Source organism: Bdellovibrio sp. HCB2-146, from assembly GCF_047345725.1.
Taxonomy (GTDB): domain Bacteria; phylum Bdellovibrionota; class Bdellovibrionia; order Bdellovibrionales; family Bdellovibrionaceae; genus Bdellovibrio.
Genome location: NZ_JBLEQP010000001.1, coordinates 1,223,187 through 1,249,353 on the forward strand (window position 1 = coordinate 1,223,187; position 26,167 = coordinate 1,249,353).

A 26,167-nucleotide genomic window follows, 5' to 3' on the forward strand; every position below is an offset into this window, starting at 1 on the left:
TTCATGATTTTTAGAAACATAGATCAGTACCAAATTTCTATTGTAATAAAGGCACGCATTCAATTTACTGTTTTTTCATTTTAGAAGCGGCCATCAAGCCGTCGTTCGATCGCCGCATTTTGACCATACAGATCATCGACAAATCGCACGACGCCATCTGAACTCACCATTGATGTCAGGTACGCTGTATAGACAGGAATGACCTTATGCTTCGGCACCGGTAGTTCTGTCGACTTTGTCAAAACTTCTCCGGGACGTGCCATCAATGATTCAATTGTTTTACGATCCCAAGGCGTGTCTTCCAGCAAATATTCTGCGAGATCCAATGGCTTTTCTAGGCGAATGCAACCTGAACTTAACTGGCGCATCGGCTCATCAAAAAGTTCGCGTTGGTTTGTATCGTGCAGATAAATGGCAAAAGAATTTGTTAAATCAAATTTTAAAACTCCCAGCGCATTTCCCAGATGTGGAAGCTGACGAATATTGATATCAGGAGCCACTCGTCCTTCGCTGATTCCCAACCAATCCACACTTGTCGGATCAATGCGACGACGGAAATCACCGCTCCACACTTCATAGTTGTGGGACGTAAAGTACTCTGCCACTTGGGCTTTGGTTAAATTCTTAAGGTCGTTTACTTTATCTTCACTAAATATAGTGGGAGGTACGACCCAGAACGGATTCACGATCACCTTGACGATCTCGTCTTGCATCGTCGGTGACTTACGTGCCACCCGTCCATTAATAGTGCGGAAACTCATGACGCGTTCCCAATCATAAGTTTGGTCAATTAACATAAAATACGACATCGCGAGATTCACGAAGATATACTTTTTATCGAAATACTGAGGGAACCAGCGCATCTTTTCCATGTCAGACTGAATTTGGCGCACGCGATCCAGGCAAGGTACGCTGAGGAAATTCCAGATTTTTCCTTTTGGAGAAATGGCTCCGTCCGGTTTGATTCGCAGATTCCACTGAATATCTGAAACTGCACTTTGTAAATCTCCGTCGAAACGATCGTCCATCACTTGCATTTTATATCCCAAAAGAGAAAGGCGTTTTTTAATTGCCGGGATCACTTTGTCTCGGGAATACAAGCGCAACGGAACCGTCGCCGGAACGATTTCCTCCCAAGATCCATCAATGCAAGTCGGATAAATTTTTAGCATTCCTTCTCGCGCTGCTAAGTACGGCGCATTTTGCGGAGCTACTTTGTCGAGAAGCATGAGCGCATTTCCTCCCACCGCGAGGAACACAGCTTGCAACTGCTTGGGCGTAAGAAAATCTTTGCGAATGAATTTAACGTCACGGCCCACGTCTTGTGGATTCACATTTCCGATATGAAGATCACGCAACAAGCGTAGGAATGCTTGGTTTACCAGAGGACGAAGATTGCGATCCGCACTGCTTCCGCTGTTGTAAACGGATTCCATTTTGTCTGTCCAATACGCTTTGGGATTTAAACCATGACGCCAGATTCGTAAGATTCCCTGACGCATATCCGGGATGCTCATCTGGTTCATCACTGAAGAGTAATCGACTCTTTCTTGTGCGAGTGGAGTCTTGTGTGAATCCGCAAAAGAATAAGACGAACAAATGAGTCCTAATAGAAAAATAAGGCGTGCCTGTACAAGGCTTCCCATGATTACCCCTCCTTGGATGCATCAAATTAACCTAAATGCTTTGGTATTGACGTTTATTCTGAACACCAGGGATTCGAATGCGGAAGTGAAAATGGGCAGCTTGTGCAAAATCACAGACTCTCGGTGATAGCTAGCAGGACACTTCGCAAAATCTCTGTAATTTCCACATTTTAAGCGCCGTAGCAGTCGCTCTTATACCGACACGGAACTTGTTGAGTTCATTTTGTCTGTTCAATAGTCAAATTCCGCTGCTTCCAATCACATCAGAAACAAAAGAGCCGTCTTATTATGAGATGGCTCTACTTTCATTTGGTCACCGAATATCTAAGAGATAAAATAGAACCTATATGTATCGGTTCTTTTATTGGCATAAATTCCGGACTCCCGAGCGCGAATACAAACCTGTGGTGCTGATTACTGGCTGCGCTTCGGGTATTGGTCTTTCTTTAGCGAAGCTTTTTTACATCGATAAAAGCTACCGCGTCTGTGTCACCGCCAGAGAAGAAAGTCTGGGTAAACTCCGGCGCTCATTTGCTGAAGACGATCGCTTCTGCATTCTTGCTCTGGATGTGACGTCATCAGAGCAAAGAGAAAATGTCGTAAAAACTCTGACGAGCAAATGGGGCAGCGTCGATATTTTGGTGAACAATGCCGGAATTTCTTATCGCAGCGTTGTTGAGCACATGTCAGCTAAAGACGAAGAACTGCAAATGGCCACGAACTATCACGGACCGATGGAACTGATTCGATTGGTGATTCCACTGATGCGCCATTCAGGACGTGGTAAAATTATCAATGTCTCCTCTGTTAGCGGAATGCTTGCGATGCCGACAATGGCTTCCTACTCTGCTTCGAAATATGCTCTGGAAGGAGCTAGTGAAGCTTTATGGTATGAGCTTCGTCCATTCGGGATCAATGTTTCGATGATTCAACCAGGATTTATCAAATCTGAATCTTTTAAAAACGTGCGCTATTCCGAAGCGGCCAAAGAATCTGAATCGGGCGATGAAGCCTACTCCGAGTTCTATCGTAGCATGAGTCCCTTCGTCGCAGAATTGATGGATTATTCTCGCACAACTCCAAATAATGTCGCCGTCCTCGTGCGTGACGTGATCCGCACGCAAAACCCACCGCTTTGGGTGCCAGCCACTTTCGACGCAGAATTATTTTATTACTTAAGAAGATTTGTTCCCCGTCGCTTCTTGCATCCATTTTTATATGCATGCCTCCCACGCGTGCGCAAATGGGGCCACCGCTTCAGTCACCGCCGCCCCGACCCACCTCTCCTCAAATACTGGTGGATCAAATTCACCCGTTTGTTCCAATAGGTACCTGCTTCCTTTCGTGTCGAAAAGGTACCAGGTTCTTTTCGTGCTATTTTTTGACGTTGCTGTGAGAATAAGGACAATGTCGGCAGCCACTGCCGCAGCAGTAGCCGCGCTTGAGATGATAAGCTTCGGTGAAAACCATAAAGCCATTTTCATAGTAAAAATCCACGCCCTCTTGCAAGGGCACTTGCTGCGTTTTCGGATTTTTTTTGCGCGTAATAAGTTTTTTAAAAAACTTCATTCGCGACAGACTACGCTATCAACCAAAGTTGATCAATGACAGTCACCGCAGCCATGAAGATTCTGGCAAAACAGCATTGCTCTGCAAAATACCTTTCATAAACATCTTAAGTTCTACACAATAAATCTAAGGAGAATTTATGAGCACATACGTCGATGGATTTGTAATTCCGATTCCGAAAAATAAAGTTAAAGAATATAAAAAAATGGCAAAGCTGGGCTGTAAAACGTGGATGAAGCACGGAGCACTGTCTTACTTTGAATGCGTAGCTGATGATATCAAGGCACCTTTCTCAAAAAACTTTCCGCAAATGTGCAAAATTAAGAAAAATGAAACCGTGATATTTGCGTTTATTGTTTTTAAATCGAAAGCTCATCGCAAACAGGTGAATGCAAAAGTGCACAAGGAATTCAGCCAAATGCCAGGCGCTAAGAACTTCTCGATGCCTTTTGATGCTTCGAAAATGGCTTACGGTGGTTTTAAAACTCTGGTTCAGGATTAGTCTGATTTCAAGTCGGATATCTGATATCTCGATATCGGATATCTCGATTCCGTATAAAATCATAGGAACTCTTAAGAAGATTTAAGTCGTTCTAGTTTTCACTTAACCATTCGGCAAAATTATGAGCCGTTTCTTTGGTGACGCCCTCTAAAAGATGATTGGTGATATCCGAGAGCTTTCTTTCGCGAAGAGATTTTCGCCAAGCCTCATCTGCTTCGTACATCACACTAGCGATGTCGCACAAATGACCGAATTTTCGATCTGATTTTGCAAGGCAGGGATTATTCCGACGAATCTCGTTACATTTAAAAGTTTTTACTTTTCCTTCAACGGCCTCAACAACGTCCAGAAAAGAAATCTTATCAGCTGATTTTGCAATGCTATATCCACCATACGGGCCAGTCGTCGTTTTAACGAGACCGGCCTGTGACAACATTTGAAGGCATTTTGAAAGGTACTCTTTAGGAACTCCATGAAACTCAGCCAGCGCCTTAGCGTTTAGAAGTTTTCCCTCAGGGACACTCGCTAAAATCATCATACAGTGCAATGCCCATTCAACTTGATTACCCAAAATCACGATAGATTCGCTTTCTCCAATCCCAAAACTTTGTCTCGGTCTCCAGGGACTGATCTGAATGTTGCCGCAAAACGATTAAAGAGATTGATGAATGCAACTTGCATGTTCAAATCTACAATCTCTTGATCACTGAAGTGTTGTTGCATCGTTTGAAACAACTCATCAGAGACCGGGCCCTGGTTGATTAGTGTCACTGCTCTTGTCCACTCAAATGCAGCTTTTTCTTTTTCAGTGAAAAGTGGTGATTCTTCCCAAACAGGTACGTGATAAATTCTTAACTCACGTTCTCCAGCAATTTTAGCTTCTTTACAGTGAATGTCGACGCAAAAAGCACAACCGTTTATTTGGGAAGCGTAGATCTGAACAAGGCGAAGAATCGTAGGATCAACGGAACTTTTCTTGCAGTATTGGTCAATCGCTCCGAGATGTTGAAAAGCCGGCATGGCAAGGGCGAAATAGTTAAGTCTTTGCATATCATGATCTCCTGACTGTCTAAATTGCTTGCATCAATCTATCTCGGATAATTATTATCCGAGATAGATTGATAATCAAGAGGACACGGACCTGCACATGTATTTCAAAGACAAACATTCGGAAGTACTTATATTTTGAAGGTCTAGTATTGGGACAGAAAAATTGATGGCAAGTATGCAATAACAAGAAATGGATTTAAATGGTAGGGGGCGAGGGACTTGAACCCCCGATCCCAGTGTTATGAGCACCGTGCTTTAACCAACTAAGCTAGCCCCCCAACCGGAAGTCAGAGACTATCAAACTCCCCTTCGGTTGGCAAAAACACAGTGCATTAGGCAGGACGAGTGAGGCTCGGAGGCTCAAGTCCCTTGCCACGCACCAATTGTTCCAATCTGAGGCATTCTCCTCTGAAAAACTGCTGAAGTTTACCCCCATAAATCCGATCAAAAGACTGATGCATCTGGGATTTGTCGGGCTTTTGATTTTCTGTGTAATTTCCATGTTTCGAGGGGTGAGCCCCGCGCAAAGCACCTATTCGTTAAGCGACATTCGCGGCGAAACCAAGGCTTGCGAAAACACCCTTTATCGAAAGAACCATCCATTCCAAGGCTGCGAACCGGAAGAGCAAAAAAACCTGTCCGAAATCTCAAACTCTCTTGGCGATTTTGATAAAGGTATTGCCGTTGGACAGATCAAGAAAAACATCAAAACTCTTTCTGAAGCGCAAATTAAAAATTCCCTCGCCCACCTGCAAAGGATCGGGATCAAGAATTTCGACAATACTTTGAATTACAAACTTCAGAGTTTAAAAAAAGAAGGCTTTAAAGTTTCAGTCCCTTCAGAAAAAGAAGAATCCAATCTGTCAGAAAAATATCTTATCGCAAGCCTTCGCTATAACGAACTTCGCAAAATTGCCAATAGCAAAATAAACTACTTAAACGAAGCCGATCGCATTCAACTCAAAGAACGAATCGCTTTACTCGAATCCCGATTTCCTCTACTCGCCGGTCACGGCTTTATGAAGCTCGGAATAAACGCAGCTGCACACTTCAAGACAAACAATATGGCTTCGAAAGAGTCCGCTGACGAAGCAATGCTTCTAGATAACTATCTCTTTAACGACACACCCGATAAAGCCTCGGCACTCGACTTTACTGACATCAAAACAAGCTCAGCTATGGGACAAATGGCAATATCCTTTGCACAGAACAAAAACCCTCGCATCCAAGAAGACCTGCGTAATATCCTGAATCAGGAATTGCAGTCATCTCTCGCCGACCAACTGGGGGCTTTAACCAAACTTAAAGACTTTGATACATGCGAAACTTTAACTCTGCATTCCGAAGTCACACAGTTTGCAGTCAATTCTTCAGCACATTCAGACGACGTGTTTTCAGAGCTGTGTGAATGCCAAAAAGCGAACGCACCCGTACCGGAGTCAGCCCTGCTCGTATCAGGCGTCCTCTCAGGGGCTGCAGGTTTACTATGTATTGCCCCGACAGGTATTGGACAATTAATTGCCTGTCCAACTGCGGCGGCAGCTGGCTGGGCCACCGCGGGGGGAAGTGCCGTAAACTTTTCTCATCAGATGAGCCGTTACAACAGCTATGGAAATCAAGGCAGTGTGCTTGAAGTTCTTGAGTCAGGAAAAGAAAGCAAAGATGAGTTAACGATCCTCACAAGAAAAGAGTCCGAGCTCACCCGAGAAATGGTGAATAATAACATGTTGGGTCTTATCGGCTTTAGTGTCGGACATGTCGGCTTTTCCAGCTTAACAAAAATCTACGCCAAAAGTCAGATCTCAAAAAGCCTCAGCAAACTTTCAGCAGCAGAGCGCAAGAAAATTGAAGAAACATTCTCGTCATTAAACAAGGATGACCAAACTCGTGCGTTCGTTGTTCTTGAACAACTCGACGACGAGACGCGTGCTTTGTTGTTGAGAAAGCCCCATCTTTTAAATCAGGAATTGAAAGGACTTCGTTGTGAAATATAGTCTTTTCCTTTTCTTTCTTATGAGTTTTTCTGTAAATGCAGAGTCGGTATTGGACCAAGTCCTTAACAACACTCAAGACGAACAAATCGCCTTACGGGAAGAAAAAATCAAAGGTCTAACGGGAGTAAGCTTAAAAGATATTGCAACCCGCACGCAGCTTGAACACGAAATTAAAGTGCTAAAACAGGAAAAAGGCCGCCGCGTTTTACAACAGGCCATTGAAAACACAGACATGAATCAAGTGTCTTCTGAAAGAACTGCGGAACGCAATCGTTTTGCTCCTCGTAGAACTGATTCAGGATCGCCTCTTTTAAACTCCGTAATTGACGAAACGGTCGCCGAGTCCAATCCCGCTGTTCGAGGCAGAGAAATACCAAAAGAACGCCCACTTGTTCTGTATCGCGACGCCGATCCAGAAGACATTTTTATGGCCAAAGAAATAGGTGGCGCGAAAGAAAAAATTGCAGTCTATAAATCAACCGACTTAAGAGGACGCACAGTCTATAAAACAGTTGGGGACCGTAGGGTCGTTAACGTCATCGTTTATGAAAAAGTCTTTCCGCAAGAGCAGGTAATCTATAAGGACGTTAGTGGAAACCTAAAAAAAGGTTACCCCAACGCGATCTATTCAGACGGAACTCTGGAAATTAAAGAACAGGCCGGAACAACCACTCGTCGCACACCTGGAACTTATCACCTAAGTGACGAGGTCGGGAAAATCAACAACAACCAAATTGAAACTCATTACGGAAAAAAGGCATCTCCGTACGAAGATTTCAGCCAAAGAAAAGATCTTACCGAAAACGAAAAAAGAGCGCTTGAAAAACTCAAACGTGCTCTTTGCAACCTCTAAAAAAAAGGGACCATCTCTCGATGATCCCTTTTTGAAATATTGCTTCAGTGCACTCCCAAAGGCGCTTCGGCACTGCCCGCATCCGCGGACTAGCTATCAACAAACGCTTTGAGTTTGTTGCTGCGAGAAGGATGACGAAGCTTACGAAGAGCTTTCGCCTCGATCTGACGGATACGTTCACGAGTGACGTTGAAGTCTTGTCCCACCTCTTCAAGAGTATGGTCAGACTCTTCACCGATACCGAAACGCATACGAAGAACTTTTTCTTCTCTCGGAGTCAAAGTCGCAAGAACACGGCGTGTTTGTTCAGCCAAGTTCAAGTTCACGATAGCTTCAGAAGGATTGATAACCTTCTTGTCTTCGATAAAGTCGCCCAAGTGCGAATCTTCTTCTTCACCTACTGGAGTTTCCAAAGAGATTGGCTCTTTCGCGATTTTGAGAACTTTGCGAACTTTATCAACCGGCATGTCCATTTTATCCGCGATCTCTTCAGGGGTCGGCTCACGGCCTAGTTCCTGGATAAGATAACGAGATGTACGAACAAGCTTGTTGATCGTTTCGATCATGTGAACCGGGATACGAATCGTACGTGCCTGATCGGCAATCGCACGAGTGATCGCTTGACGGATCCACCATGTCGCATAAGTCGAGAATTTGTAACCACGACGGTATTCGAACTTATCAACGGCTTTCATCAAACCGATGTTACCTTCTTGGATCAAATCCAAGAATTGAAGTCCGCGATTCGTGTACTTCTTCGCGATAGAAACAACGAGACGAAGATTCGCCTCAACCAATTCAGATTTTGCTGCATCGGCCTCACGCTCACCTTTCCAGATGGCTGTGTATGTTTCTTTCACCCAAGTGTGATTCATTTCAGTTTCTGAATCCAAACGAGTGATACGTTTTTCAGCTTCTTGAGCTTGGTTCACGTATGATTTGAACTTTTGATAGTTCAAACCTGTGTCGCGAGTCATGCGAGTGAGTTCTTTTTCATTCGCATCGATAAGTTTCAAACGCTCTGCCATCGAAGCCACGTCTTTAGAGAACGTACGCTCAACACCGTCTTTAATACGACGACGAAGAGTTCCGATACGGCTCACCAAGTTTTTGAACTTGATCACAACGCGGTTGATAGTTTTACGGTTGAAGTTGATGGATTCGAAGTTCGCCATCAACTTATCATTCATCGCGATCAATTCTTTCATCGCTGCCTGACGTGCAGGAGTATTTGTTTCTTCACGACGAAGAACTTCAAACGCCTTTGCAGACGCTTTTTGATACTCAGTTACGCGGCCGATGAGTTCATGAATCTTATCGATGTATTCCTTTTCATCGTATTGAGTGTCCTCATCCTCAAGACCACGGAAGATCGATTTAACTTTGATACGTCCTTCATCAAGACGTTTACCAAGTTGAATGATCTCGTATGTACCAAGAGGTGAAAGCAAGATCGCACGAACGATTTCGCGCTCCCCTTTTTCAATACGACGGGCAATTTCAACTTCACCCTCACGAGTAAGAAGCGAAACGCTACCCATTTTACGCAAGTAAAGACGAACAGGGTCGTTACCCTTAACGTCTTCACTTTCAGCTTTTTCTTCATCATCGACTTCTTCGTCGTCTGAATCCGGGCTTTCAAGGAATGATCCTTCGCCCTCTTCGTCTTTCGAAGTTTCAGACAAGTCTGAAATAACTACACCACCAGCCTCGAGTCCATGCATGAAGGAATCGAGCACCGAAGGTGCGATAATTTCAGGAGGAAGCAACTCATTGATCTCTTCGATCGTGAGTGCACCCTTTTCCTTAGCAAGCTTCAGAAAGCGTTGAATTTCTTCATTAATCATCGCTTCTTGTTCTTGCAGAGTCAGAACCTTTACGGGTTCTTTCTCTTGTTTATTTGGAAGGTTCGGTTTCATCAATACCCCGCCTTTTACCCTTTATTCAGAGAGATTCGGTTTCTCTGAATATTCATAATCTGTTCCAACTTTTCTGAAGTCAGCTCGCCTTTTAAATCTTTTGCCAAAAGCTTCGCTTGCTCTCTGAGATAGTTCTCTTTGACTCGCTTAAAGCAGTCCCTTAGCAGCTTCGCTTCGGCCTCTTGATCAAACCCTGGATCACTCTCAGTTTGAGGTCCATTTTGGAATAACAATTCAGGATGATCGACATAAGAGACAAGCAGACTGGTCAATTTATCAAACTTATTAAGATCTTGTCTATACACATCCACAGCCTTTTCCATGATCTTTTTCACACCGGGATGGGCAAGGCTCTCGAGTATATTTTCAGTCACAAATTGCTCGAAATTGGCACGACTTTTGAGTACCAACCCAAGTAGCATTATTTCAGCTTTGGAGGCTCCTTTGAGGCTGATTTTGCCAACCTCTTGAGAGGAAGACACGGTCTCCGCTGCCTTCTGGTTAGTGTTTTCTGAAGGAGGCAATGTTCTTGCCACAGGGGGTCTATTTTGCGAATAAACCGGCCCGCTGCTTTGTATTCCGACAGCTTGGCGCAACCAAGGTAGGGCCACACCCATTTTTTGTGCGGCCTCAGTCATATAGAGCTCTCGTAAACGCACGTCAGGAATCGCCGCCACCAGAGGTTTTAGCTTATCGGCAAGTTTCACTTTTTCTGAAGCTTCACCACGATATCCATCCATCCATTTATCTAAAACCATGACAAATAAATCCGGAGCGCGCTCAAGTTCAGCTTTCAAAGCTTCCGCTCCGTATTTTTTCACATAATCATCGGGATCCATATTGTTCGGAAGAGTCAGACCCTTCGGATACAAATCAGCCGCGAGTAGAATCGGCAAACTGCGCTCAGCCGCTTCGATTCCTGCGGAGTCACCATCAAACAAAGCCACTACGTTTTTCGTCAAACGCTTCAACAGTTTCCCGTGATCTGGCGTGAGTGCAGTTCCCATCGTCGCAACCACGGGGCGAATGCCCGCTTGGTAAAGCGACACCAGATCCATGTAGCCCTCAACGATCAAAGCCACGTCTTCAGAGCGAATGTAACGTGCTGTTTGGTGCAGACCATAGAGCACCTTGCCCTTGATAAAGACCGGTGTCTCTGGAGAATTCAAATATTTGGGTTCAGTTTCTTTTTTCTCTAAGTAACGTCCCCCGAATGCAATGGGCTCACCCATTGGAGAAAAGATCGGGAACATCAAACGATCACGGAACAAATCAAAATAACCAGAACTGTCTTTGCGAGCTTTTACAAGTTTGGCTTCTTCTGCAAGCGCCATCGGAACTTGTTTGTGTTGCAAATACTTTTCGAGGCTATCCCACTCAGGAACAGCATAACCGATCCCGAATGTGTCGATGACTTCTTGAGAAAGTCCGCGGCTTGCCACGTACTTTTTCACAGGATGATCGTTATAGGTGCGCTTAAGTTGCTCTGAAAAATAATCAGCAGCGAGCTTATTTACTTTTAACAACAACTTCTTTTTTTCAGCGGCTTGGTCACGAACTTCGTTATCTTGATTTTCAGGAGCCGGCATCGGGATGCTCGCGCGATTCGCAAGATATTCCAGTGCCTCAGGGAAATTCATCCCTTGATAGTCACGCAAGAATGAAAAAATATTGCCCGACTTGTGGCAGCCAAAGCAATGGTAGACCTGCTTCATTTCCGAAACGGAGAAGCTTGGCGTTTTTTCAACGTGATCCGGAAATGGACAGCGGCCCATCAGGCCGCTACCACTGGATTTCAATTGTGTGTACTGAGAGATGATGTCGACCAGGTTGCTAGCTTCTTGGACTCTCTCAATGAAATCTTGTGAAAATCTCATTTACCTTCCAGTACGGAATTAAAGATTAGACTAATTTTGCTTTGATGATTTCGCTTACAAGTTTGTTGTCAGCTGTGCCTTGTGCACGCGCGACAACTTCTTTCATCACAGGACCCATGTCTTTCACAGTTTTCGCACCCAACGCTGCGATCACTTCCGTAACAAGAGCTTCTGTTTGTTCACGGCCCATTGCCGCTGGCAAGTAAACTTCAAGAACTTTTAGTTCCGCTGTTTCTTGATCAACTAGATCTTGGCGACCTGCAGTTTTAAACTGGTCGATAGATTCTTTACGTTGTTTAACGAGTTTTTTGATAACGCCCATAACGTCATCATTTGAGATCGCTTCTGGACGAAGTTCGATTTCGCGATTTTTAATCGCAGATTGGAGCATACGAAGAGCACCCAATTTCACGCTGTCCTTTGCGATCATCGCTGCTTTAACATCGGCAGTTAGTTTTTCTCTGATTTCCATAGTGCCTCCATGAATTTTTGGATCGATCTAAAAACAGAGGCGACCGTTAGGCCGCCTCGTGAATGAACAAAATCAGTTCAAAGTTTGAGGACTAGTCGCCCCAGCTTTTTCTAGATTTTTTCACAGCGCGCTTACGAGCTGCAAGAGACTTCTTTTTAAGTCTCACAGAAGGTTTTTCAAAGCTTTCACGCTTTTTAACTTCAGAAAGGATACCTGCTTTTTCGCAAGATTTTTTGAATTTTCTGAAAGCAGATTCAAAGCTTTCTCCGTCACGGATTTTAACCATTGCCACGACAATCACCAACCTTCCCATGTGGACTAAGAGGAACAGAGTGTATAACAAAGTGGCAAAAAAGGGGCAACCCCTGAGGTCTTAATGCCGCGCATTATTATTCGGAATAATTCTCTCTGGCAAAGACCCCCGAGATATGGGACAACTTTTCTAAATGAGGGGACCTTTACATGAAGTCTATGTTGCTAATATCACTGGCTTTCTTTGTATCTCTGGCAGCTCAAGCCCATTCCGGCGACTTTTTTATCAATCAATCTGAGCGCTTCCAATTTGTAAGAACCGAGAAGGCTTTACAAAATTTTGCGCTTTCCGATGATTGCAAAGCTCGGATTCGCCAGCTTTTGTGCGTGGTCAAGGAACCAGCAGAGTTCGGCAAGCCCCGCACTTGCGAACTAGGCAGTGATGCTTACGCTCCGGCACTTGAGACTATTTACGATCTTATCCCGCCAAAAATGCAAAAGATGTTCTGTCATCTCCAAGTTATTTTCGTCGAAGCAGGTGAAAGCGAGGCCTTGGCTTATGCCGGCATAGGCAATCAAAACGGAAGTGCGACTGCTTTAATGGGAATTCGCGCCGACCTTCTGACCCAGGATCGCTCATTAAGTGAAGTCCTTAGCTGGAAAGAGCAAAAAGCGTTTGGAATTCAAATGCCTTCGTACTCGCACGATCCACGTGCTGCTAAAATTCAAACTCAGGTCGAAGGATCTTACACCGCTCTTCATTACGTTGTTTTGCATGAGTTCGGTCATATTTTTGATTTCGCTAACGCTGCAAATGATTTCGAATGTAAGACCGGCGAAACTTGCGTGAGAGATGATCAAACTCCCGAAGGACTTCGCAAGATCGTTCCCGTACCGGGAACATGGTCCGCACTTAGCTGGCAAAATATAATTGAACCTGTAACTCGCGATAATTTTCCTTTGCATAAAGAGCTTTGCTTTTATGGATGCAACGGACGCGGCTTGTCTATTGAGAAAATGCCTGAGTTTTATAACCAGCTCAACTCCACTCAGTTCGTGACGACTTACTCAGCCGTCAGCTCTTGGGAAGATTTCGCGGAAAGCACAGCCTTTCATTTTCTCAGTCAGAGCCAGAGTTTCCAGTATCGATTGACGGATCCTGTGATGACTTACTTCCTGGATCGGAAGTGGTACTCGATGCAGGACAAACGAACTTGGATAGAAAATTTTTATTCACAAGATTTAAAATACCCGGAAATTAAATAACGACACCCCGGAGAAAGAAAACAAATGGAACTTTTATCAAACCCGCAAGCATGGATCGCCTTCGCAACTTTGTTCGGCCTCGAACTGGTGCTCGGAATCGATAACGTTATCTTTATCTCGATTCTCGCAGGTAAACTTCCTAAAGATCAGCAGCAAAAAGCCCGTATGATGGGACTTTCACTTGCGGTTATCACTCGAGTTCTTTTGCTTTTCTCTCTTTCTTGGGTCATCGGTCTAACAGAGCCTTTATTCGCTGTTATCGGCCATGAAATTTCAGGTCGTGATTTGATTCTTCTAATCGGTGGTTTGTTCTTGATCGTCAAAAGTACGCTTGAAATTCATCACAAGTTGGAAGGCGTCGAGGGTAGCCAATCAAATGCCGTGGCTCACTCGTTCAACTCCGTGATCTTCCAAATTCTTCTATTAGATATCGTATTCTCTCTGGATTCTGTTATCACGGCGGTCGGTATGGTCAGCCAGCTTTCGATCATGGTCGCAGCCGTTATTGCTTCAACAGCGGTGATGATTGTTTCCGCTAAAAAGATCAGCGAATTTGTCGACTCTCACCCGACAATCAAAATCCTGGCGTTGAGTTTCCTATTGATGATTGGTTTTACTTTGATCGTCGAAGCTCTCGAATTCCATATTCCAAAAGGATACGTTTACTTTGCGATGGCGTTCTCAATGTTTGTTGAGATCTTGAATATTCGCATGCGCAAAACACAACACCCGGAGCCGGTGAAATTGCGTGAACGCGTTGCTGAGGAACACAAGTAGTGAACGATGTCCTTTTCATGCAGAAAGCATTAAAGCTTGCGAAAAAAGCAGCCCTCCGCGGAGAAGTTCCGGTGGGCGCTTTGGTCGTATCACCTGAAGGAGAAATTCTTTCCACAGGTGAAAATCTGCGTGAAACTCTGACGACTCCCATTGGCCATGCGGAATTATTAGCTCTTCACCGAGCTTCTAAAAAGCTTGGCAGTTGGAGACTGAGCGATTGCAATCTTTATGTCACACTTGAACCCTGCGTGATGTGCGCCGGAGCTTTGCAACAGTCCCGTATCGGACGCGTGGTTTATGGTGCCACTGATCCAAAAGGTGGAGCTGTTGAAAGTCTTTATAAAATTTTGTCTGATGTGCGCTTGAATCATCAGGTGCAAGTTACATCTGGTGTTCTGGCAAAAGAATGCGGAGAACTTTTAACAGAGTTCTTTGCTTCTCGCCGTGCAGATGCTCGCGCTGAAAAAGCCAATAAAATTTATCGTCGTCGCAGCTCGGTGGTCGTTGTTCACGATAAAAAAATCTTGGGCTTTTACGGCGTCGATCCGACTTCGCAGAAAAAATATTTCTTCATTCCCGGTGGCAAAATTGACGATGGGGAAACGCCTGAAGAGACCGCGGTGCGCGAGTGCTTTGAAGAAACGGGCTATCGCATCCGCTTGTTCCCCGAGAGCTTAGTCGAAAAAAAGTATGACTTCTTCTGGAACGGGCAATCTTATGCCTGCCATACGTATTTCTATCTCGCCGTTTTAGATCAAGACTGGCACCCGCCTCGTCCCGTTAAGGATGCTGCTTACAACGTGGGAAGCGCATGGATTTCAAAGAATGACGTCGCAAAAACTTTTTCCTATGACGTACATATTCTTGCCGCCATTCAAAAGCTGTTAAAACGTCCTTTACCTAAGAAGACTTGATCGCTTGAGGACTACTAGTTCGACTTATTGACGTCGGAAATCTGTCCGTTCAATGTCCAATAGTCATAGATCACGCCGAAGGTGAAAAGGCCACCGGTCAAAAGCCAAATCAGGCCAGTTAGGAATTTCCCCATATAAAAGCGGTGAATTCCAAAGAAACCTAAGAACGTTAATAGAATCCAACAAATGTTGTAATCAATTTTTCCGCTAGAGTAGCGAATACTCGCAGAACGATCCATGCTAGGGATGAGGAAAAGATCAATGATCCATCCAATGCCCAAAAGACCTAATGTATAAAACCAGATAGTTCCAGTGATAGGCTTTCCATAATAAAAGCGATGCGCCCCCATAAATCCAAAGATCCACAAAATGTATCCGATCGCCTTGGAATGCGTCTGTTGAGCCATGCTTCCTCCCGTGAACTCTCAGCGTAGTGGGAGCTCTAACCTAGGTCCAGAAAAAATTTGTGCTCTGAGGCTTAACAAGACGAGGACCTGAGTGAAAGATATCCTTAAATAATGATGCTCATTTTCTTGCTGGGACATTTTCTGTTTGCGGGCGAACCCGATAACATGATGGCGCGCGCATCAGGCGCAAAAGCCGAGTATGCAAATGATGCCATCAACAATGCTGTCAACGGACTTATCCAGCAACGACTTGAAGCCTACAATCTCGGCTCAAAAAGATGCGATGTCGATCGCCTTTATGAATTTCTAAAAGAAGACTTCGATAAGAATTTTCCGGCAATTTACAATTCTTCCAAGCTCAACGTTCCTCCTGCTGGGCCTTATGAAGCGGAAAAGCTCCCTTACAAAACTCTTCCTACCGGCAACGGGGCTTGCGCAAAAAAACTTTCCTTCCGTGTTCCGTACAACTCGAAATCTTACTCTCGAAGTGTGAAAGTAAAATCCAAGGGTAAGACGTTCTATATTGGAATCGATAAAATCGATCATCTCTTTTCCCACGGGCATCTTTATTGGAAAATGATGGGCCGAGACCCCAAACTTCCACCTGAACAAGTGCAAAGAATGCTGAAAATGGGAATCGCACAAGAAGAAGGCATTTGGGGACTTAAATGTTTCTCGGTAAAATCTTATGCAGACCTTTCAGCAAATTACCACGGACTGTTCTTTTGGCGCGATCTGCTCAACGGACCTTCTCCGATCCTGGCATGCGATGGAAATCACTATGTTCAAAAAAGGAAATTTGACCTAGCCGACTATATCGACCCGTCCATGGATGAATCGATTAATTGCAACAGCTATGATTCAGCAGCAGTTATCAACGCTCTAAAAGTTGGGTGGGACAAAGTGAAAATGAAATGCCCTGCCGACGAACAGGCTTGTGCAGACTTGCGCAAGTCGCTTCCCGAAAATGTTGCAAATAAAATTCTCCATCCTCGCTGCTTAGGAACTGGAAGCTATGAAGTGGAAAAACCTTCTGAGATGACCTCGCAAGATTATATCGATGGCGCTGTCATCATGCTTTTAAATAAGCAACCGCAACCGCGCGATGCCGCTCCTGCCGAGGCACTGCAATGAAAATATTTGCTTTTGTCTTAGCAGTCTTTTTTGCGGTTTCTTCTCAGGCCGACGACTTAAAGCTGGCACAGAAAACTTGGAGCCAATACCGAGAGTGTGGAACGGCAACGACTGAAAAGAAGTTTGATGCGTGCTTGAGTCAGGTTCTTATGCCCCAACTCGATGTCTTGGTTCGAGAAAAATTCTCTGAATTTTTGTTGATGAAATTTCGCTTCGCGGATCTCTATCAGTGTACAGGTACTGACACGGTACTCCCGACGATCCCGAAAAAAAATGATATCTATTATTGTATGGCGGTTTTAGGAAATCACCAACGTGTGCAGGGATATGCCACTTTCGAAAAGTATAAGGATGAACTGCGCCTGACCTCGATCCGTTACGCGTTCTAGGAATATTGCCATCATCTGTTTTTCATTCTAAAATCTGGTTCTATGGAACAAAAAGAAGCTCTTAAAAAATTAGACGATGTTTTAAAAGAATGGACTTCAACTCCGATGGGTCGCCGTACTTTTCTGGCTTCATTGGGACTTTTGATGGCGTCGTGCGCGACCGAGCAGCACCGCCAGCGTGAAGGCAATCTCACTGGAAATGAAACATCGTTGACAGTAGATGAAGAAAAAAATCTCACTCGGGAAGCCCTTCCACAAATGCGTAAAGACTATCCAGCGATTCAAAATCCACAATTGCAATCTTATATCAGCCAATTAGGGAGAAAGATTGTTGTGGCTAACGGCCTTGAAGGGCAGCCTTACAATTATAATTTTACCGCTGTCGACGTCGGATATGTAAATGCATTCGCACTTCCGGCAGGAACTGTGTTTGTCACGGCTCCTTTGATTGCCATGGCTGATAGCGAAGCTGAACTGGCTGGTGTTATCGGACACGAAGTCGGTCACGTCAAAGCCCGTCATACGGCGATTCGCATGGAAAACGCGAAACGTGCAGAAGGAAAATCTTGGATGTACGCTGCCGGCGGCGGGATCTTAGGCGGCGCTCTTGGTTACGGCGTCGGAAAACTTCTCTGCAAACAAGGCGACGATCAATGTATGCAGAAGGCAACATTGTATGGAGCCGCTGCTGGTGCAGGCGGTGGCTTGCTGGTGCAAAAGTATGCGTTTATGGCGAACTCTCGTGAAGATGAGATGGAAGCAGATCGCATCGGATTTAGAACTTCAGTAGCCGCAGGATACGATAAAGAAAAAGTTGGCTTGTTCTATGAGAAACTTTTGAAAATGGAGCAGCAGTCTAAAGCCAGCCAAGACAAAGTGATGTCTTACGTGGCAGATGCCATGAGCACGCATCCACCAAGTCGTGAGCGTGTCACGCAAATGCAACAATTAGCCGCTTCTCAGCCACGCAATCCGCGCGCAATTACTTCGTCAACGGAGTTTGATCGCATGAAAGCACTTTGCACTGAATACGCTAAAAGAAAACAGAAGGCCTAGTTTACACTAAGGCCTTGCAGGTTGCGCAGGAATTTTTCTTGAATGACCTGCTCCATCGAATATAAACCGCTATCTTTGTTTTGAAGCCATTTCGTAGCAAAAATAGCGCCTCTGCCGAAAGCCGCTCGACTGATACTTTCATGCACCAAGCGAATGGTTTGATTCGGAAGTCCAAAAATAATTTCGTGCTTTCCCACGATTCCGCCGACTCGCACGGAGTTCACGTGTTGAGTTGCATCCAATCCCAACTTTTCGGCGATCTTAATAGCAGTGCCAGATTTATCTCTTTTCTCACGGAAATGCTCTTCAACGATTTCGACATCAGCTTCGGGGATGATTTGTTTTAAAACTTTTGAAGCAACCAAAAGCCAATTAATACCCAAGGTGATATTGGGAGAATGCAAAACTGCGGTTTGGGTCGCAATTTTTTTAAGCTTCTTTTTACACTCGTCGGAATAATTGGAAATCGCCGATACAATGCGCACATTTGCCCGCGCTGCTTTGTCGTAAATTTGCACTCCTTCTTCACTGGAAAAATCAATTAAGGCGTCGACAGGATATTTAGCGAAGAATTCGTCATCAATTTCGGAGCTTGCAAAAAAAGGAGCTTTGGCTTCTTTACTTCCCAACTCTTGAGAAGCGTAGGAATCTGGTTCGGAAGGGCCACGACGAATCACCCATTCGAGAGAACAATCTTCGTCTTTGAGAATTTCTGACGCGACAAACTTCCCTGTTCTGCCAAAACCTAAGAGTCCTACTTTAATTGACATCTATACTCCTTGCTTGAGTTAAAGCCACCGATTTAAATCATCAGGTCGTACTAGAAAGTATGGCTGCAGCTCGACTGAAGCGAGCTCATATGCCTCGACCTAGACGTCTATTTTAACCCAATAAAGAATATATGTCGTTTCTAAAGCGCCTACTCTTGAGCTTCTAAACGATAGCCCAGCGAAGGAACGGCCACGATACGACCGTGGAATTTTGAAATCTTGCGCTTCAAATAGTTGATCTGAGAGTCGACGTTTCGAGAAGTCACTTCTGTGTCTCCCCAGATTTCCGTCAAACAACGCTCACGAGTAACTAAGTTATTTTTGGAGAGCACAAGCATTTTAAGAATATCAAATTGCTTAGGAGTCAGATTGATTTCTTCGCCATCAACGAAGATCTGACGAGAAAGCAAATTCATTGTTAAATTTGCCGCGCGAATTTCAGCAAGAACCTCTGGTTCTTTTTCTGACAAACGAGCTTTGATTCTCAAGATCAATTCTTTTACGTGGAACGGTTTTGAAATAAAATCGTCTGCACCTGTTTCGAAAGCTTTAATTCTTTCATCAATAGTTGCAGCACCAGATACGAAAATAATAGGAGTTTTGCGAGTGGCTTCGTTCTCGCGAACGCTTTTGCAAACATCAACGCCCATCAAACCAGGCATTTTATAGTCGAGCAGAATAAGATCCGGTTTTTTCTCGTTGATAAGCTGAACCGCCATTGAGCTATCAGACGTATACGAGCAATCGTAGCTTGAACTGAGGATCTCAGCCAATAAACGACAGCTTTCTTCGTAATCGTCTACGATAACAATTTTCTTAGCGCCCAAACTCTCACCCCGTACTGGAACTTCACTAAACATTTGCATATTTGGAAGCTTCTCTGTTCCAACCTAAAAATACAAGTTTTTAGTTGGTCCAGTTTTACATACCCTTAAACTTGATCTTCTTTAGTTCCAGTATCTTCTTCAGTTGATCGCGTTTGTCACCTTGTATTTCTATCATTCCGGCTTTTGCGCCGATCTCAAAGGTCCCGCCTGTTCCGCACTTTGCTTTGAGTTCCTTCGTGAGGTCTTTAAGGTAAGCTTCGTTGCGCGGGAAGCCATCCAGTATGGTAACAGTTTTTCCACCGCGGCCATTTTTTTCTAAGCGAAAAATAACGGTGAACTTATTTTCACCGACTGCATCTTCCGGAACGCAGATGCAGTCGTCTTTATGCTTTTTGCATTTCGGACACTGAATCATGTCCTTTGGATCCGTACTAAATACAAGTCGAGTCGAACTCATGAACCGCTTTTCTCCGTATTCGCCGCATTCGGGCTGGGTTGTTCACCCAACTTATGCTGCGTATACTCCTTCCCGTCAAATCTAAAAAGTTGAGCCGACTCATCCATCACAGTCGCCAGATTCACAGGACGCTTCCAAATCTTATAAAGATTCTTCAAAGTCTCGCTCATATAGTCTGGTTGCATGTCGATGCCTTCGTGTAAGTGAGTTAGCAACAACTCACCACGATTTTCAAAGTTTGCATCTTCAATGCGAATAATCGGCTGCCCAAAGTTCGTCATATGGAAAAGCAATTGCGCTTTGATTGCTTTAAAGTCTGTTGTATCGACTTCGAACTTTTGTGTTTTCTTATTAAATTTATAAACGAACAGTTTGTTACGGACGCAGAAATCTTCGGTCAGGAATTGATCGATAAAGGTCACGTCGTTGCAAACTTTGCGAACTTCAAAAATCTTTTCACGACCCAGCATTGCTTTAGTATTCCAATGCTTACGCTCGCGCACGTCATCACATTGTTCCCAGTCGCGACCAAATTGACCTTTATTCCAACGCTCTTCAATATCGCGGAATAATTCAATTCCTACTTTGTAGGGATTGTAGCCATTTGGAGCCATCGCCATAGTACCGCTATGATGGTCCGCAAAGTCGATGATTTCAGAGTCGTTCAAAATTTTTGTCGTCATCAAACGCGAATGCCAATATGACGCCCAACCTTCGTTCATCGTTTTTGTCATTCCTTGTGGTGAGAAATAGTAAGCCTCATCACGAATGATCGTCAGCACGTCTTGTTGCCAATCAGCAAGAGGCGCATGATGAATGAGAAAATTCAAAATATCTTTTTCAGGATGTAGAGGAAAGCGTTGGCTTCTCTCGAATGCCGCTTCTTCACTCTTACGTTTTTGTTCTTCGACATATGATGGTGGATTAATATAGTCGCGCATGTAGGGACGATCCACGCGAAGCAGATAATTGGCATCTTGCTGAGGAGAAGGTGCCGACTTACTCGCAGACTTTTCCACATAAGGACTATAACGATCGATCAAATTTTCAAGACTCAAACACACGTCGATAAAATTTTCGACTGTGTCGACTCCGTAACGATCAATGTAGCGACGAATACGAGTCGCATGATTGGCCATTTGATCCATCATTTTTCTGTTGGTCTTTGAGAACCAGATATTGTTCTTAAAGAAATCGCAGTGACCATACACGTGAGCCATCACGAGTTTTTGGTCCATCATTGCGTTCCCTTCCATCAGGTACGCGTAACAAGGATCTGTGTTAATTACCATTTCATAAATTTTCGAAAGACCATATTCATAGGACTTCGAAAGATGCTCATACTCCATCCCGAATTTCCAGTGAGGATAACGAACAGGAAATCCGCCATAAGCCGCAAACTGAGAAATCTGATCGTAAGTGATCAGCTCGAAAATAGTTTCAAAGCAATCAAGACCCACGTCTTTCGCGTACTGGCAGATCTTCACTCTTTCTGCTTCTAATTCGGGTGTGAGGTTAGCCATACTACCGGCCCTTTCCCAAGAAATCCTTAATTGAATCTAAAATTTTATCGCGGTTTTCAATCTGGCTGAGCGTGATGCGCTCGTCTTCGCCAAATTCTTTTTGTAGGTCTTTTAAGAACTGACCGCTTCCGTATTTACTTTCCACCTGACCGTAACTAAAGACGTTACAGTTCGGCATGAAAAACTCTTGCAGCATTTTTACACACAAACGTGTGTCTTCACCGCTCCAGTTATCACCGTCGCTGAAATGGAAAGGATAAATATTCCATTCATTGACTGGATAATCTGTTTCAATGATTTGCTGACAGAGTTTGTAGGCAGAACTAATCAAAGTACCGCCGGATTCACTTGTTCTAAAGAACGTGTCTTCGTCCACTTCTTTGGCAGCTGCATCGTGGATGATGAAACGAGTCTCAAGGCCCTTATAGTGTTTCTTCAGCCATGTGTTGATCCAAAAACTCTCTAAGCGCACGATCTCTTTTTGTTCGTCACCCATTGAGCCCGAGACGTCCATCATATAAATCACCACAGCCTGAGTTTGCGGTTGTACGACTTTTTTGAAGGACTTGTATTGCATATCTCGACGAATCGGCAATACGACAGGTTCCTCGGGGTTGTAAGCACCAGCACCTACAAGGCGCTTCAAAGCTCTCTTATAAGACGATTTAAAATGACGAAGTCCCTCAGGTCCAACCGGAGCTAAGCCTGTGAATTTCGTTTTCATGGATTCAATATTTTTTGCGCCTTTTGGTTCGATCCGAGGAAGCTCCAATTTTTCACCTAAGATATCCGCAAGCTCTTCCATTGAAAGTTCAACTTCAAGCAGATGCTCTCCAGGAGCTTCACCTGCTTGACCTTGTCCACCTTCGCCAGGCTCACCCACGTCTTGACCAGGTTTACCTTCGCCTTGCCCGACGCCGCCCTGTTGTTTGGCGCCATATCTAAAGTTAGGGATATCAATACGCGGGAGTGGAATTTTGACGAATTCATTCTCCCGCTTCCCAATCATTTCACCTTGGGATACGTATTTGCGAAGGTCTTCTTTCACCTTCCCCTTGATAATCTCTCGAAATCGGTGATGGTCTTCGCGAATAGCCATTATTTATTCTTTACGTCCCCACGGGCAAAGATACTCGCAACGTAGTGAAGCACGTCAGTTGCAGAAATCTCGTCATACCCGAAGTCCTTGATGAGACGGGTTTTAACAATATCAATTTTTTCTTGAGTGTCCTTGTCAGCCACGTTGCTCACAAGAGTCGTCAATTTGATACTGTCCTTCTGATCTTCAAATAATTTCAGTTCGATTGCTTTGTGTAAGCGCTCGTTCAATTTGTAATTGAACTTCTTGCCTTCCAAAGCAAGAGCACCGATGTAATTCATGATCTCGCGACGGAAATCGTCTTTACGAGATTCAGGAATTTCGATTTTCTCTTCAATCGAACGCATCAAACGCTCATCTGGCTCTTCATCGTTTCCTGTAAAGGCGTTACGCACACGTTCTTTTTGTGTGTAAGCTTTCACGTTATCGATGTAGTTTGAGCACAAACGCGCCATCGCATTTTCATCGGCACTGATCGCACGTTGAACTTCGCCTTTGATGATCTCTTCGTATTCTTGAAGGACCACACCCAAAAGCTCGCGGTATTCCGCTTTCAGCTCTTCGTTTGCAATCAAAGAGTGATTCTTCAATCCCGATTCAAGCTCTTTAAAGATCATGAATGGATTGACCGAACCTTTATTCGACTGCTGAGCCGTTACTAACGTGTTAGATAATTTATCTTGGATATAACGAGCCGAGATACCCTCAAGACCTTCGCGCACGGATTCTTTACGAAGCTCACGCACATTGTCTTCAGTGTAATTCGGTAACGTCTTACCGTTATAAAGTTTTAGCTTTTGCAAACGCGTGAGGTTTGCTTTTTTCGGCTTTTCCAAACGAGTGAGGATTGCCCACATCGCTGCCATCTCAACTGTGTGAGGAGCGATTGAAATGCCGCGCACTTTTTGTGAGTTGAAATCACGCTTATAGATATTGATCTCATCTCTCCAGCGAGTGATGTAAGGAATATCGATTTTCACAGTACGGTCACGAAGAGCTTCCATGAATTCGTTATCTTGCAAACGACGGTACTCAGGCTCATTCGTGTGACCGATGATCACTTCATCGATATGAGTTTGCGCGAACTTTTTAGGTTTCACGCGATGCTCTTGCGAAGCACCAAGCAAGTCGTACAGGAACGCCACGTCAAGTTTGAGGACCTCGACGAATTCAATCATACCGCGATTGGCAACGTTGAACTCCCCGTCAAAGTTAAAGGCACGAGGATCGGAATCAGATCCGTACTCAGCGATCTTACGATAGTTGATATCACCAGTAAGCTCTGTTGAGTCCTGATTCTTTTCATCTTTCGGTTGGAATGTACCAATACCAATACGGTCGGCTTCCGAGATGAACAAACGTTTCACACGTACATGCGAAAGCACCTTCATCAAATCGCCATCGTATTTTTCCATCAAAGATTTAAAGATAAAGCGCGAAGGAGGGCTCAGCTCTCCGTCTACATTTACGCGGTAAGAACCTTCTTGGCCTTTATTCAATTGATCTTGCACGGAAGGACGTAAATCTTCTGGAATCAAAAGCAATGGCTCTTCGTTCATCGGCGAATGGAACACCTTAACGCCTTTACCAAGAAGACCATCTAATTCTAATTTTTCGTCAATCCACTCAAATGTATAAAAAGCACCTTGCGGTTGGTGCGAGTAGCGCTCAAGACCTTTCTTAAGCATGCGGCAAATTGTCGACTTCGCACTTCCCACCGGACCGTGAAGGAGGATGACACGTTTTTCAGTTCCGTAGCCAAGAGCTGCGGCCTTCAAAACGTTGACCAATTTCATCAACTGCACATCAAGACCGAAAACAGCATCACGGCCGTTGTTGCCTTTGTCGTCGAAGAATTTATAGCGAACAACTTCTTTTTTGAAATCGATATACGTCTCAGTGCCTTCTTCGACAATCATGTCGTACATACGCTGATACGCATTTCGTGTAATTTTTGGATTTTGTTTTACGAGATCGAGGTATTCCCCGAAAGTCCCGCTCCAATGTTCCTTGGCAGTCGCGCTTGAATTTTGCCAGTTGTCGACTAGTGATGATAGGTCAAACTTAGAGGCCATATACGTCTCCCCCAGGTGGTGATTCCTGACACACCTACATACTTAGAGTATGCCTCAATCCTAGACGGTTAACGACATAATTAATTAATTTGTATTGCTTTGAAGCCCTCAGGTTGTTTCAAAGTGAAAAGCTCAGATTTAAACTGGACCTCAGTCTGGGGTGCTTCAAATTGCCACTGCATTTCGAATTGCGGAGCCGTAATTACGACTTTTTTCGCACCCTCAGATCGATTTAACCAATGAACGACCATGGATCTTTCTTTATTCTCGCAGGAGGCAATCCAGCCCTGGCCATCAACAGCACAGGCCCAACCGCGTCCTCGCACAGGTTCATCAAATGCAATGGCCGTGAGATTCATTGGATGCAACGGAAGACCAATCATATTTTCAACGGCGCGCTCAGAATTTCTTCCTGAGAAAAACTTTTTCTGAGGATAAATGATATAGGAAATTTCTTGAGGACTCATCACGAGGCTTGCGACCTGAAAACCTAAAAGTGCCGTGATCTCAAAACGCGCGCGTTCGTTTTTGATAGCGTAGATATCTATATTAAGCGATTGAGTTTTGTTTTGGCGGAAATCCTTTACCATGGCTTTGGTTTCCCATTGGGCCTTTTGATAAGCACCTTCGCGCACTGATTTACTTGCGCAGCCGACCAGAGTCAGACAGAAAAACATCCATAGCCATCTTTGTTGTCGCCAAATCTGTTTCATTTTTCTAGGATAGGGTGATGCCTATTTTTAAACAAGCTCTGAATCAATATAAAGAACATTGGAAGATCAGCCTGGCGCTGGGACTGCTTTCGATGATGTGTGTTCTGGCCGCACCTTCTGTTCCTCTTGCCGGATCATTTGTTCTTTCGCTCTTGCTTTTAAGTTTTCAAGCAGTCACTTGGTTTTGGCTTGAGTATAAAAAATGGCCTCAGAAGAATGATCTTCTTCCACGTATTATCATTCCACTTCTTGTGTGCAGCATCGTGATGACTCCTACGAGTATCCTGATTGGCTCGGCAAGCGGCCTTTTAAGCAGCCCCCAAGGCATTCTCACATCGTGGCCGTTAGCTCTCGGAATTATTTTTCTAGGTCTTTATTTCTATTTTTTGATTTCACGTGCGCTTCTGATCACGCTTTCAAGTTCTGTGGGAATTGCTCAAGCACTAGATCAAGCAGCCCTGGAGTCGATTAAGAATTTTAAAGAGATGAGCCCCTTGTGTCTGATCTTTTCAGCCCTGGTACTCTTGTCAGAGGTCACATTCGGAGTGATTTGGATTCTCACTCTACCGCTCCTCTTCTTCGCAACATCCTACACTGTTAAAAAATAAAAAAGGGAGCTCCTCGCC

At 44.4% G+C, this 26,167-nt stretch carries 27 protein-coding genes and 1 tRNA gene; 11 read left to right on the forward strand and 17 right to left on the reverse strand.

All coding sequences use genetic code 11. From position 1 onward, the window contains the following. Window positions 1–80: 80 nt before the first annotated feature. Entirely contained in the window at window positions 81–1,646 is a 1,566-nt protein-coding gene (locus tag ACLWOR_RS06005) for a L,D-transpeptidase family protein (protein ID WP_413939777.1), read from the reverse strand. 347 nt (window positions 1,647–1,993) lie between these two features. Here ACLWOR_RS06005 and ACLWOR_RS06010 point away from each other — a divergent pair, with 347 nt between their 5' ends. Then, complete coding sequence (locus ACLWOR_RS06010) at window positions 1,994–2,974, forward strand: SDR family NAD(P)-dependent oxidoreductase (RefSeq protein WP_413939778.1); 981 nt, start codon at window positions 1,994–1,996, stop codon at window positions 2,972–2,974. Window positions 2,975–3,020: 46 nt separating this feature from the next. Here the strand turns inward: ACLWOR_RS06010 and ACLWOR_RS06015 are convergent, their stop codons facing one another. Then, window positions 3,021–3,215: a DUF5522 domain-containing protein gene (locus tag ACLWOR_RS06015; RefSeq protein ID WP_413939779.1), complete on the reverse strand. Its 195-nt coding sequence runs from the start codon at window positions 3,213–3,215 to the stop codon at window positions 3,021–3,023. A 139-nt stretch (window positions 3,216–3,354) separates the two neighbouring features. Here ACLWOR_RS06015 and ACLWOR_RS06020 point away from each other — a divergent pair, with 139 nt between their 5' ends. Beyond that, on the forward strand, window positions 3,355–3,717 hold the full coding sequence (locus tag ACLWOR_RS06020; RefSeq protein WP_413939780.1) for a DUF1428 domain-containing protein: 363 nt from the start codon (window positions 3,355–3,357) through the stop codon (window positions 3,715–3,717). A 91-nt stretch (window positions 3,718–3,808) separates the two neighbouring features. Here ACLWOR_RS06020 and ACLWOR_RS06025 read toward each other — a convergent pair whose 3' ends face one another. The 3 genes from ACLWOR_RS06025 to ACLWOR_RS06035 all read right to left on the reverse strand — a co-directional run bounded on the left by ACLWOR_RS06025 (window position 3,809) and on the right by ACLWOR_RS06035 (window position 5,045). Next, window positions 3,809–4,294, reverse strand: a complete 486-nt coding sequence (locus ACLWOR_RS06025) for an RrF2 family transcriptional regulator (RefSeq protein WP_413939781.1) — start codon at window positions 4,292–4,294, stop codon at window positions 3,809–3,811. Further along, complete coding sequence (locus tag ACLWOR_RS06030) at window positions 4,291–4,767, reverse strand: carboxymuconolactone decarboxylase family protein (protein ID WP_413939782.1); 477 nt, start codon at window positions 4,765–4,767, stop codon at window positions 4,291–4,293. Before ACLWOR_RS06030 ends, ACLWOR_RS06025 begins: the two co-directional genes overlap by 4 nt. Before the next feature lie 201 nt (window positions 4,768–4,968). Then, window positions 4,969–5,045 (reverse strand) — tRNA-Met (locus ACLWOR_RS06035). Between the two features lie 234 nt (window positions 5,046–5,279). Here ACLWOR_RS06035 and ACLWOR_RS06040 point away from each other — a divergent pair. Continuing rightward, entirely contained in the window at window positions 5,280–6,761 is a 1,482-nt protein-coding gene (locus tag ACLWOR_RS06040) for a hypothetical protein (RefSeq protein ID WP_413939783.1), read from the forward strand. 19 nt (window positions 6,762–6,780) lie between these two features. Further along, window positions 6,781–7,614, forward strand: coding sequence for a hypothetical protein (locus ACLWOR_RS06045; protein ID WP_413939784.1), 834 nt, complete (start codon window positions 6,781–6,783; stop codon window positions 7,612–7,614). Window positions 7,615–7,703: 89 nt separating this feature from the next. Here ACLWOR_RS06045 and rpoD read toward each other — a convergent pair whose 3' ends face one another. From rpoD to rpsU, 4 genes are all read right to left on the reverse strand, one after another. Then, the gene (rpoD, locus tag ACLWOR_RS06050; RefSeq protein WP_413939785.1) at window positions 7,704–9,533 is read right to left on the reverse strand and encodes an RNA polymerase sigma factor RpoD; all 1,830 of its coding nucleotides are present in this window, start codon (window positions 9,531–9,533) and stop codon (window positions 7,704–7,706) included. Between the two features lie 14 nt (window positions 9,534–9,547). After that, window positions 9,548–11,410, reverse strand: a complete 1,863-nt coding sequence (dnaG, locus tag ACLWOR_RS06055) for a DNA primase (protein WP_413939786.1) — start codon at window positions 11,408–11,410, stop codon at window positions 9,548–9,550. Between the two features lie 25 nt (window positions 11,411–11,435). Then, on the reverse strand, window positions 11,436–11,882 hold the full coding sequence (locus ACLWOR_RS06060; protein WP_413939787.1) for a GatB/YqeY domain-containing protein: 447 nt from the start codon (window positions 11,880–11,882) through the stop codon (window positions 11,436–11,438). A 91-nt stretch (window positions 11,883–11,973) separates the two neighbouring features. Then, window positions 11,974–12,168, reverse strand: a complete 195-nt coding sequence (gene rpsU / locus ACLWOR_RS06065; protein ID WP_413940751.1) for a 30S ribosomal protein S21 — start codon at window positions 12,166–12,168, stop codon at window positions 11,974–11,976. A 176-nt stretch (window positions 12,169–12,344) separates the two neighbouring features. Between rpsU and ACLWOR_RS06070 the strand changes: the two genes are divergently transcribed. From ACLWOR_RS06070 to tadA, 3 genes are read left to right on the forward strand one after another with little or no spacing between them, the layout of a single operon-like run. Then, window positions 12,345–13,400, forward strand: coding sequence for a hypothetical protein (locus ACLWOR_RS06070; RefSeq protein WP_413939788.1), 1,056 nt, complete (start codon window positions 12,345–12,347; stop codon window positions 13,398–13,400). Window positions 13,401–13,424: 24 nt separating this feature from the next. Further along, window positions 13,425–14,177, forward strand: coding sequence for a TerC family protein (locus ACLWOR_RS06075; RefSeq protein ID WP_413939789.1), 753 nt, complete (start codon window positions 13,425–13,427; stop codon window positions 14,175–14,177). Window positions 14,178–14,194: 17 nt separating this feature from the next. Next, window positions 14,195–15,091, forward strand: a complete 897-nt coding sequence (tadA, locus tag ACLWOR_RS06080; protein ID WP_413939790.1) for a tRNA adenosine(34) deaminase TadA — start codon at window positions 14,195–14,197, stop codon at window positions 15,089–15,091. A 14-nt stretch (window positions 15,092–15,105) separates the two neighbouring features. Here the strand turns inward: tadA and ACLWOR_RS06085 are convergent, their stop codons facing one another. After that, window positions 15,106–15,498, reverse strand: a complete 393-nt coding sequence (locus ACLWOR_RS06085; protein ID WP_413939791.1) for an NINE protein — start codon at window positions 15,496–15,498, stop codon at window positions 15,106–15,108. Between the two features lie 111 nt (window positions 15,499–15,609). Here ACLWOR_RS06085 and ACLWOR_RS06090 point away from each other — a divergent pair, with 111 nt between their 5' ends. From ACLWOR_RS06090 to ACLWOR_RS06100, 3 genes are read left to right on the forward strand one after another with little or no spacing between them, the layout of a single operon-like run. Continuing rightward, entirely contained in the window at window positions 15,610–16,632 is a 1,023-nt protein-coding gene (locus tag ACLWOR_RS06090) for a hypothetical protein (RefSeq protein ID WP_413939792.1), read from the forward strand. Beyond that, complete coding sequence (locus ACLWOR_RS06095; RefSeq protein ID WP_413939793.1) at window positions 16,629–17,021, forward strand: hypothetical protein; 393 nt, start codon at window positions 16,629–16,631, stop codon at window positions 17,019–17,021. Before ACLWOR_RS06090 ends, ACLWOR_RS06095 begins: the two co-directional genes overlap by 4 nt. Before the next feature lie 42 nt (window positions 17,022–17,063). Further along, complete coding sequence (locus ACLWOR_RS06100; RefSeq protein WP_413939794.1) at window positions 17,064–18,077, forward strand: M48 family metalloprotease; 1,014 nt, start codon at window positions 17,064–17,066, stop codon at window positions 18,075–18,077. Here ACLWOR_RS06100 and ACLWOR_RS06105 read toward each other — a convergent pair. The 7 genes from ACLWOR_RS06105 to ACLWOR_RS06135 form a co-directional block, all read right to left on the reverse strand. Further along, on the reverse strand, window positions 18,074–18,847 hold the full coding sequence (locus tag ACLWOR_RS06105; protein WP_413939795.1) for a 4-hydroxy-tetrahydrodipicolinate reductase: 774 nt from the start codon (window positions 18,845–18,847) through the stop codon (window positions 18,074–18,076). The two genes, ACLWOR_RS06100 and ACLWOR_RS06105, sit on opposite strands and share 4 nt — an antisense overlap. Window positions 18,848–18,996: 149 nt before the next feature. Continuing rightward, window positions 18,997–19,713, reverse strand: coding sequence for a response regulator transcription factor (locus ACLWOR_RS06110; protein WP_413939796.1), 717 nt, complete (start codon window positions 19,711–19,713; stop codon window positions 18,997–18,999). Window positions 19,714–19,768: 55 nt separating this feature from the next. Next, window positions 19,769–20,131, reverse strand: coding sequence for a translation initiation factor (locus ACLWOR_RS06115; RefSeq protein WP_413939797.1), 363 nt, complete (start codon window positions 20,129–20,131; stop codon window positions 19,769–19,771). Then, a complete protein-coding gene (locus tag ACLWOR_RS06120; protein ID WP_413939798.1) occupies window positions 20,128–21,654 on the reverse strand; it encodes a SpoVR family protein in 1,527 nt (508 codons plus the stop codon). The genes ACLWOR_RS06115 and ACLWOR_RS06120 overlap by 4 nt, the downstream gene beginning before the upstream one ends. A gap of 1 nt (window position 21,655) precedes the next feature. Further along, entirely contained in the window at window positions 21,656–22,753 is a 1,098-nt protein-coding gene (locus tag ACLWOR_RS06125; protein WP_413939799.1) for a DUF444 family protein, read from the reverse strand. Beyond that, window positions 22,753–24,828, reverse strand: coding sequence for a PrkA family serine protein kinase (locus ACLWOR_RS06130; protein WP_413939800.1), 2,076 nt, complete (start codon window positions 24,826–24,828; stop codon window positions 22,753–22,755). Before ACLWOR_RS06130 ends, ACLWOR_RS06125 begins: the two co-directional genes overlap by 1 nt. Before the next feature lie 80 nt (window positions 24,829–24,908). Next, a complete protein-coding gene (locus ACLWOR_RS06135; RefSeq protein WP_413939801.1) occupies window positions 24,909–25,541 on the reverse strand; it encodes a hypothetical protein in 633 nt (210 codons plus the stop codon). A 17-nt stretch (window positions 25,542–25,558) separates the two neighbouring features. Between ACLWOR_RS06135 and ACLWOR_RS06140 the strand changes: the two genes are divergently transcribed. After that, window positions 25,559–26,149, forward strand: a complete 591-nt coding sequence (locus ACLWOR_RS06140; protein WP_413939802.1) for a hypothetical protein — start codon at window positions 25,559–25,561, stop codon at window positions 26,147–26,149. Window positions 26,150–26,167 lie beyond the last annotated feature (18 nt).

Bases quoted from the DNA above. Each gene is read 5' to 3' on its own strand.
- ACLWOR_RS06105 (WP_413939795.1), bottom strand. From the start codon at position 18,847: ATGTCAATTAAAGTAGGACTCTTAGGTTTTGGCAGAACAGGGAAGTTT.
- rpsU (WP_413940751.1), bottom strand. From the start codon at position 12,168: ATGGTTAAAATCCGTGACGGAGAAAGCTTTGAATCTGCTTTCAGAAAA.
- ACLWOR_RS06120 (WP_413939798.1), bottom strand. From the start codon at position 21,654: ATGGCTAACCTCACACCCGAATTAGAAGCAGAAAGAGTGAAGATCTGC.
- ACLWOR_RS06090 (WP_413939792.1), top strand. From the start codon at position 15,610: ATGATGCTCATTTTCTTGCTGGGACATTTTCTGTTTGCGGGCGAACCC.
- ACLWOR_RS06010 (WP_413939778.1), top strand. From the start codon at position 1,994: ATGTATCGGTTCTTTTATTGGCATAAATTCCGGACTCCCGAGCGCGAA.
- ACLWOR_RS06095 (WP_413939793.1), top strand. From the start codon at position 16,629: ATGAAAATATTTGCTTTTGTCTTAGCAGTCTTTTTTGCGGTTTCTTCT.
- ACLWOR_RS06125 (WP_413939799.1), bottom strand. From the start codon at position 22,753: ATGGCTATTCGCGAAGACCATCACCGATTTCGAGAGATTATCAAGGGG.
- ACLWOR_RS06045 (WP_413939784.1), top strand. From the start codon at position 6,781: ATGAGTTTTTCTGTAAATGCAGAGTCGGTATTGGACCAAGTCCTTAAC.
- ACLWOR_RS06135 (WP_413939801.1), bottom strand. From the start codon at position 25,541: ATGAAACAGATTTGGCGACAACAAAGATGGCTATGGATGTTTTTCTGT.
- ACLWOR_RS06060 (WP_413939787.1), bottom strand. From the start codon at position 11,882: ATGGAAATCAGAGAAAAACTAACTGCCGATGTTAAAGCAGCGATGATC.
- ACLWOR_RS06020 (WP_413939780.1), top strand. From the start codon at position 3,355: ATGAGCACATACGTCGATGGATTTGTAATTCCGATTCCGAAAAATAAA.
- ACLWOR_RS06070 (WP_413939788.1), top strand. From the start codon at position 12,345: ATGAAGTCTATGTTGCTAATATCACTGGCTTTCTTTGTATCTCTGGCA.
- tadA (WP_413939790.1), top strand. From the start codon at position 14,195: ATGCAGAAAGCATTAAAGCTTGCGAAAAAAGCAGCCCTCCGCGGAGAA.
- ACLWOR_RS06140 (WP_413939802.1), top strand. From the start codon at position 25,559: ATGCCTATTTTTAAACAAGCTCTGAATCAATATAAAGAACATTGGAAG.
- ACLWOR_RS06115 (WP_413939797.1), bottom strand. From the start codon at position 20,131: ATGAGTTCGACTCGACTTGTATTTAGTACGGATCCAAAGGACATGATT.
- ACLWOR_RS06130 (WP_413939800.1), bottom strand. From the start codon at position 24,828: ATGGCCTCTAAGTTTGACCTATCATCACTAGTCGACAACTGGCAAAAT.
- ACLWOR_RS06030 (WP_413939782.1), bottom strand. From the start codon at position 4,767: ATGCAAAGACTTAACTATTTCGCCCTTGCCATGCCGGCTTTTCAACAT.
- rpoD (WP_413939785.1), bottom strand. From the start codon at position 9,533: ATGAAACCGAACCTTCCAAATAAACAAGAGAAAGAACCCGTAAAGGTT.
- ACLWOR_RS06005 (WP_413939777.1), bottom strand. From the start codon at position 1,646: ATGGGAAGCCTTGTACAGGCACGCCTTATTTTTCTATTAGGACTCATT.
- ACLWOR_RS06015 (WP_413939779.1), bottom strand. From the start codon at position 3,215: ATGAAGTTTTTTAAAAAACTTATTACGCGCAAAAAAAATCCGAAAACG.
- ACLWOR_RS06100 (WP_413939794.1), top strand. From the start codon at position 17,064: ATGGAACAAAAAGAAGCTCTTAAAAAATTAGACGATGTTTTAAAAGAA.
- ACLWOR_RS06075 (WP_413939789.1), top strand. From the start codon at position 13,425: ATGGAACTTTTATCAAACCCGCAAGCATGGATCGCCTTCGCAACTTTG.
- dnaG (WP_413939786.1), bottom strand. From the start codon at position 11,410: ATGAGATTTTCACAAGATTTCATTGAGAGAGTCCAAGAAGCTAGCAAC.
- ACLWOR_RS06085 (WP_413939791.1), bottom strand. From the start codon at position 15,498: ATGGCTCAACAGACGCATTCCAAGGCGATCGGATACATTTTGTGGATC.
- ACLWOR_RS06110 (WP_413939796.1), bottom strand. From the start codon at position 19,713: ATGCAAATGTTTAGTGAAGTTCCAGTACGGGGTGAGAGTTTGGGCGCT.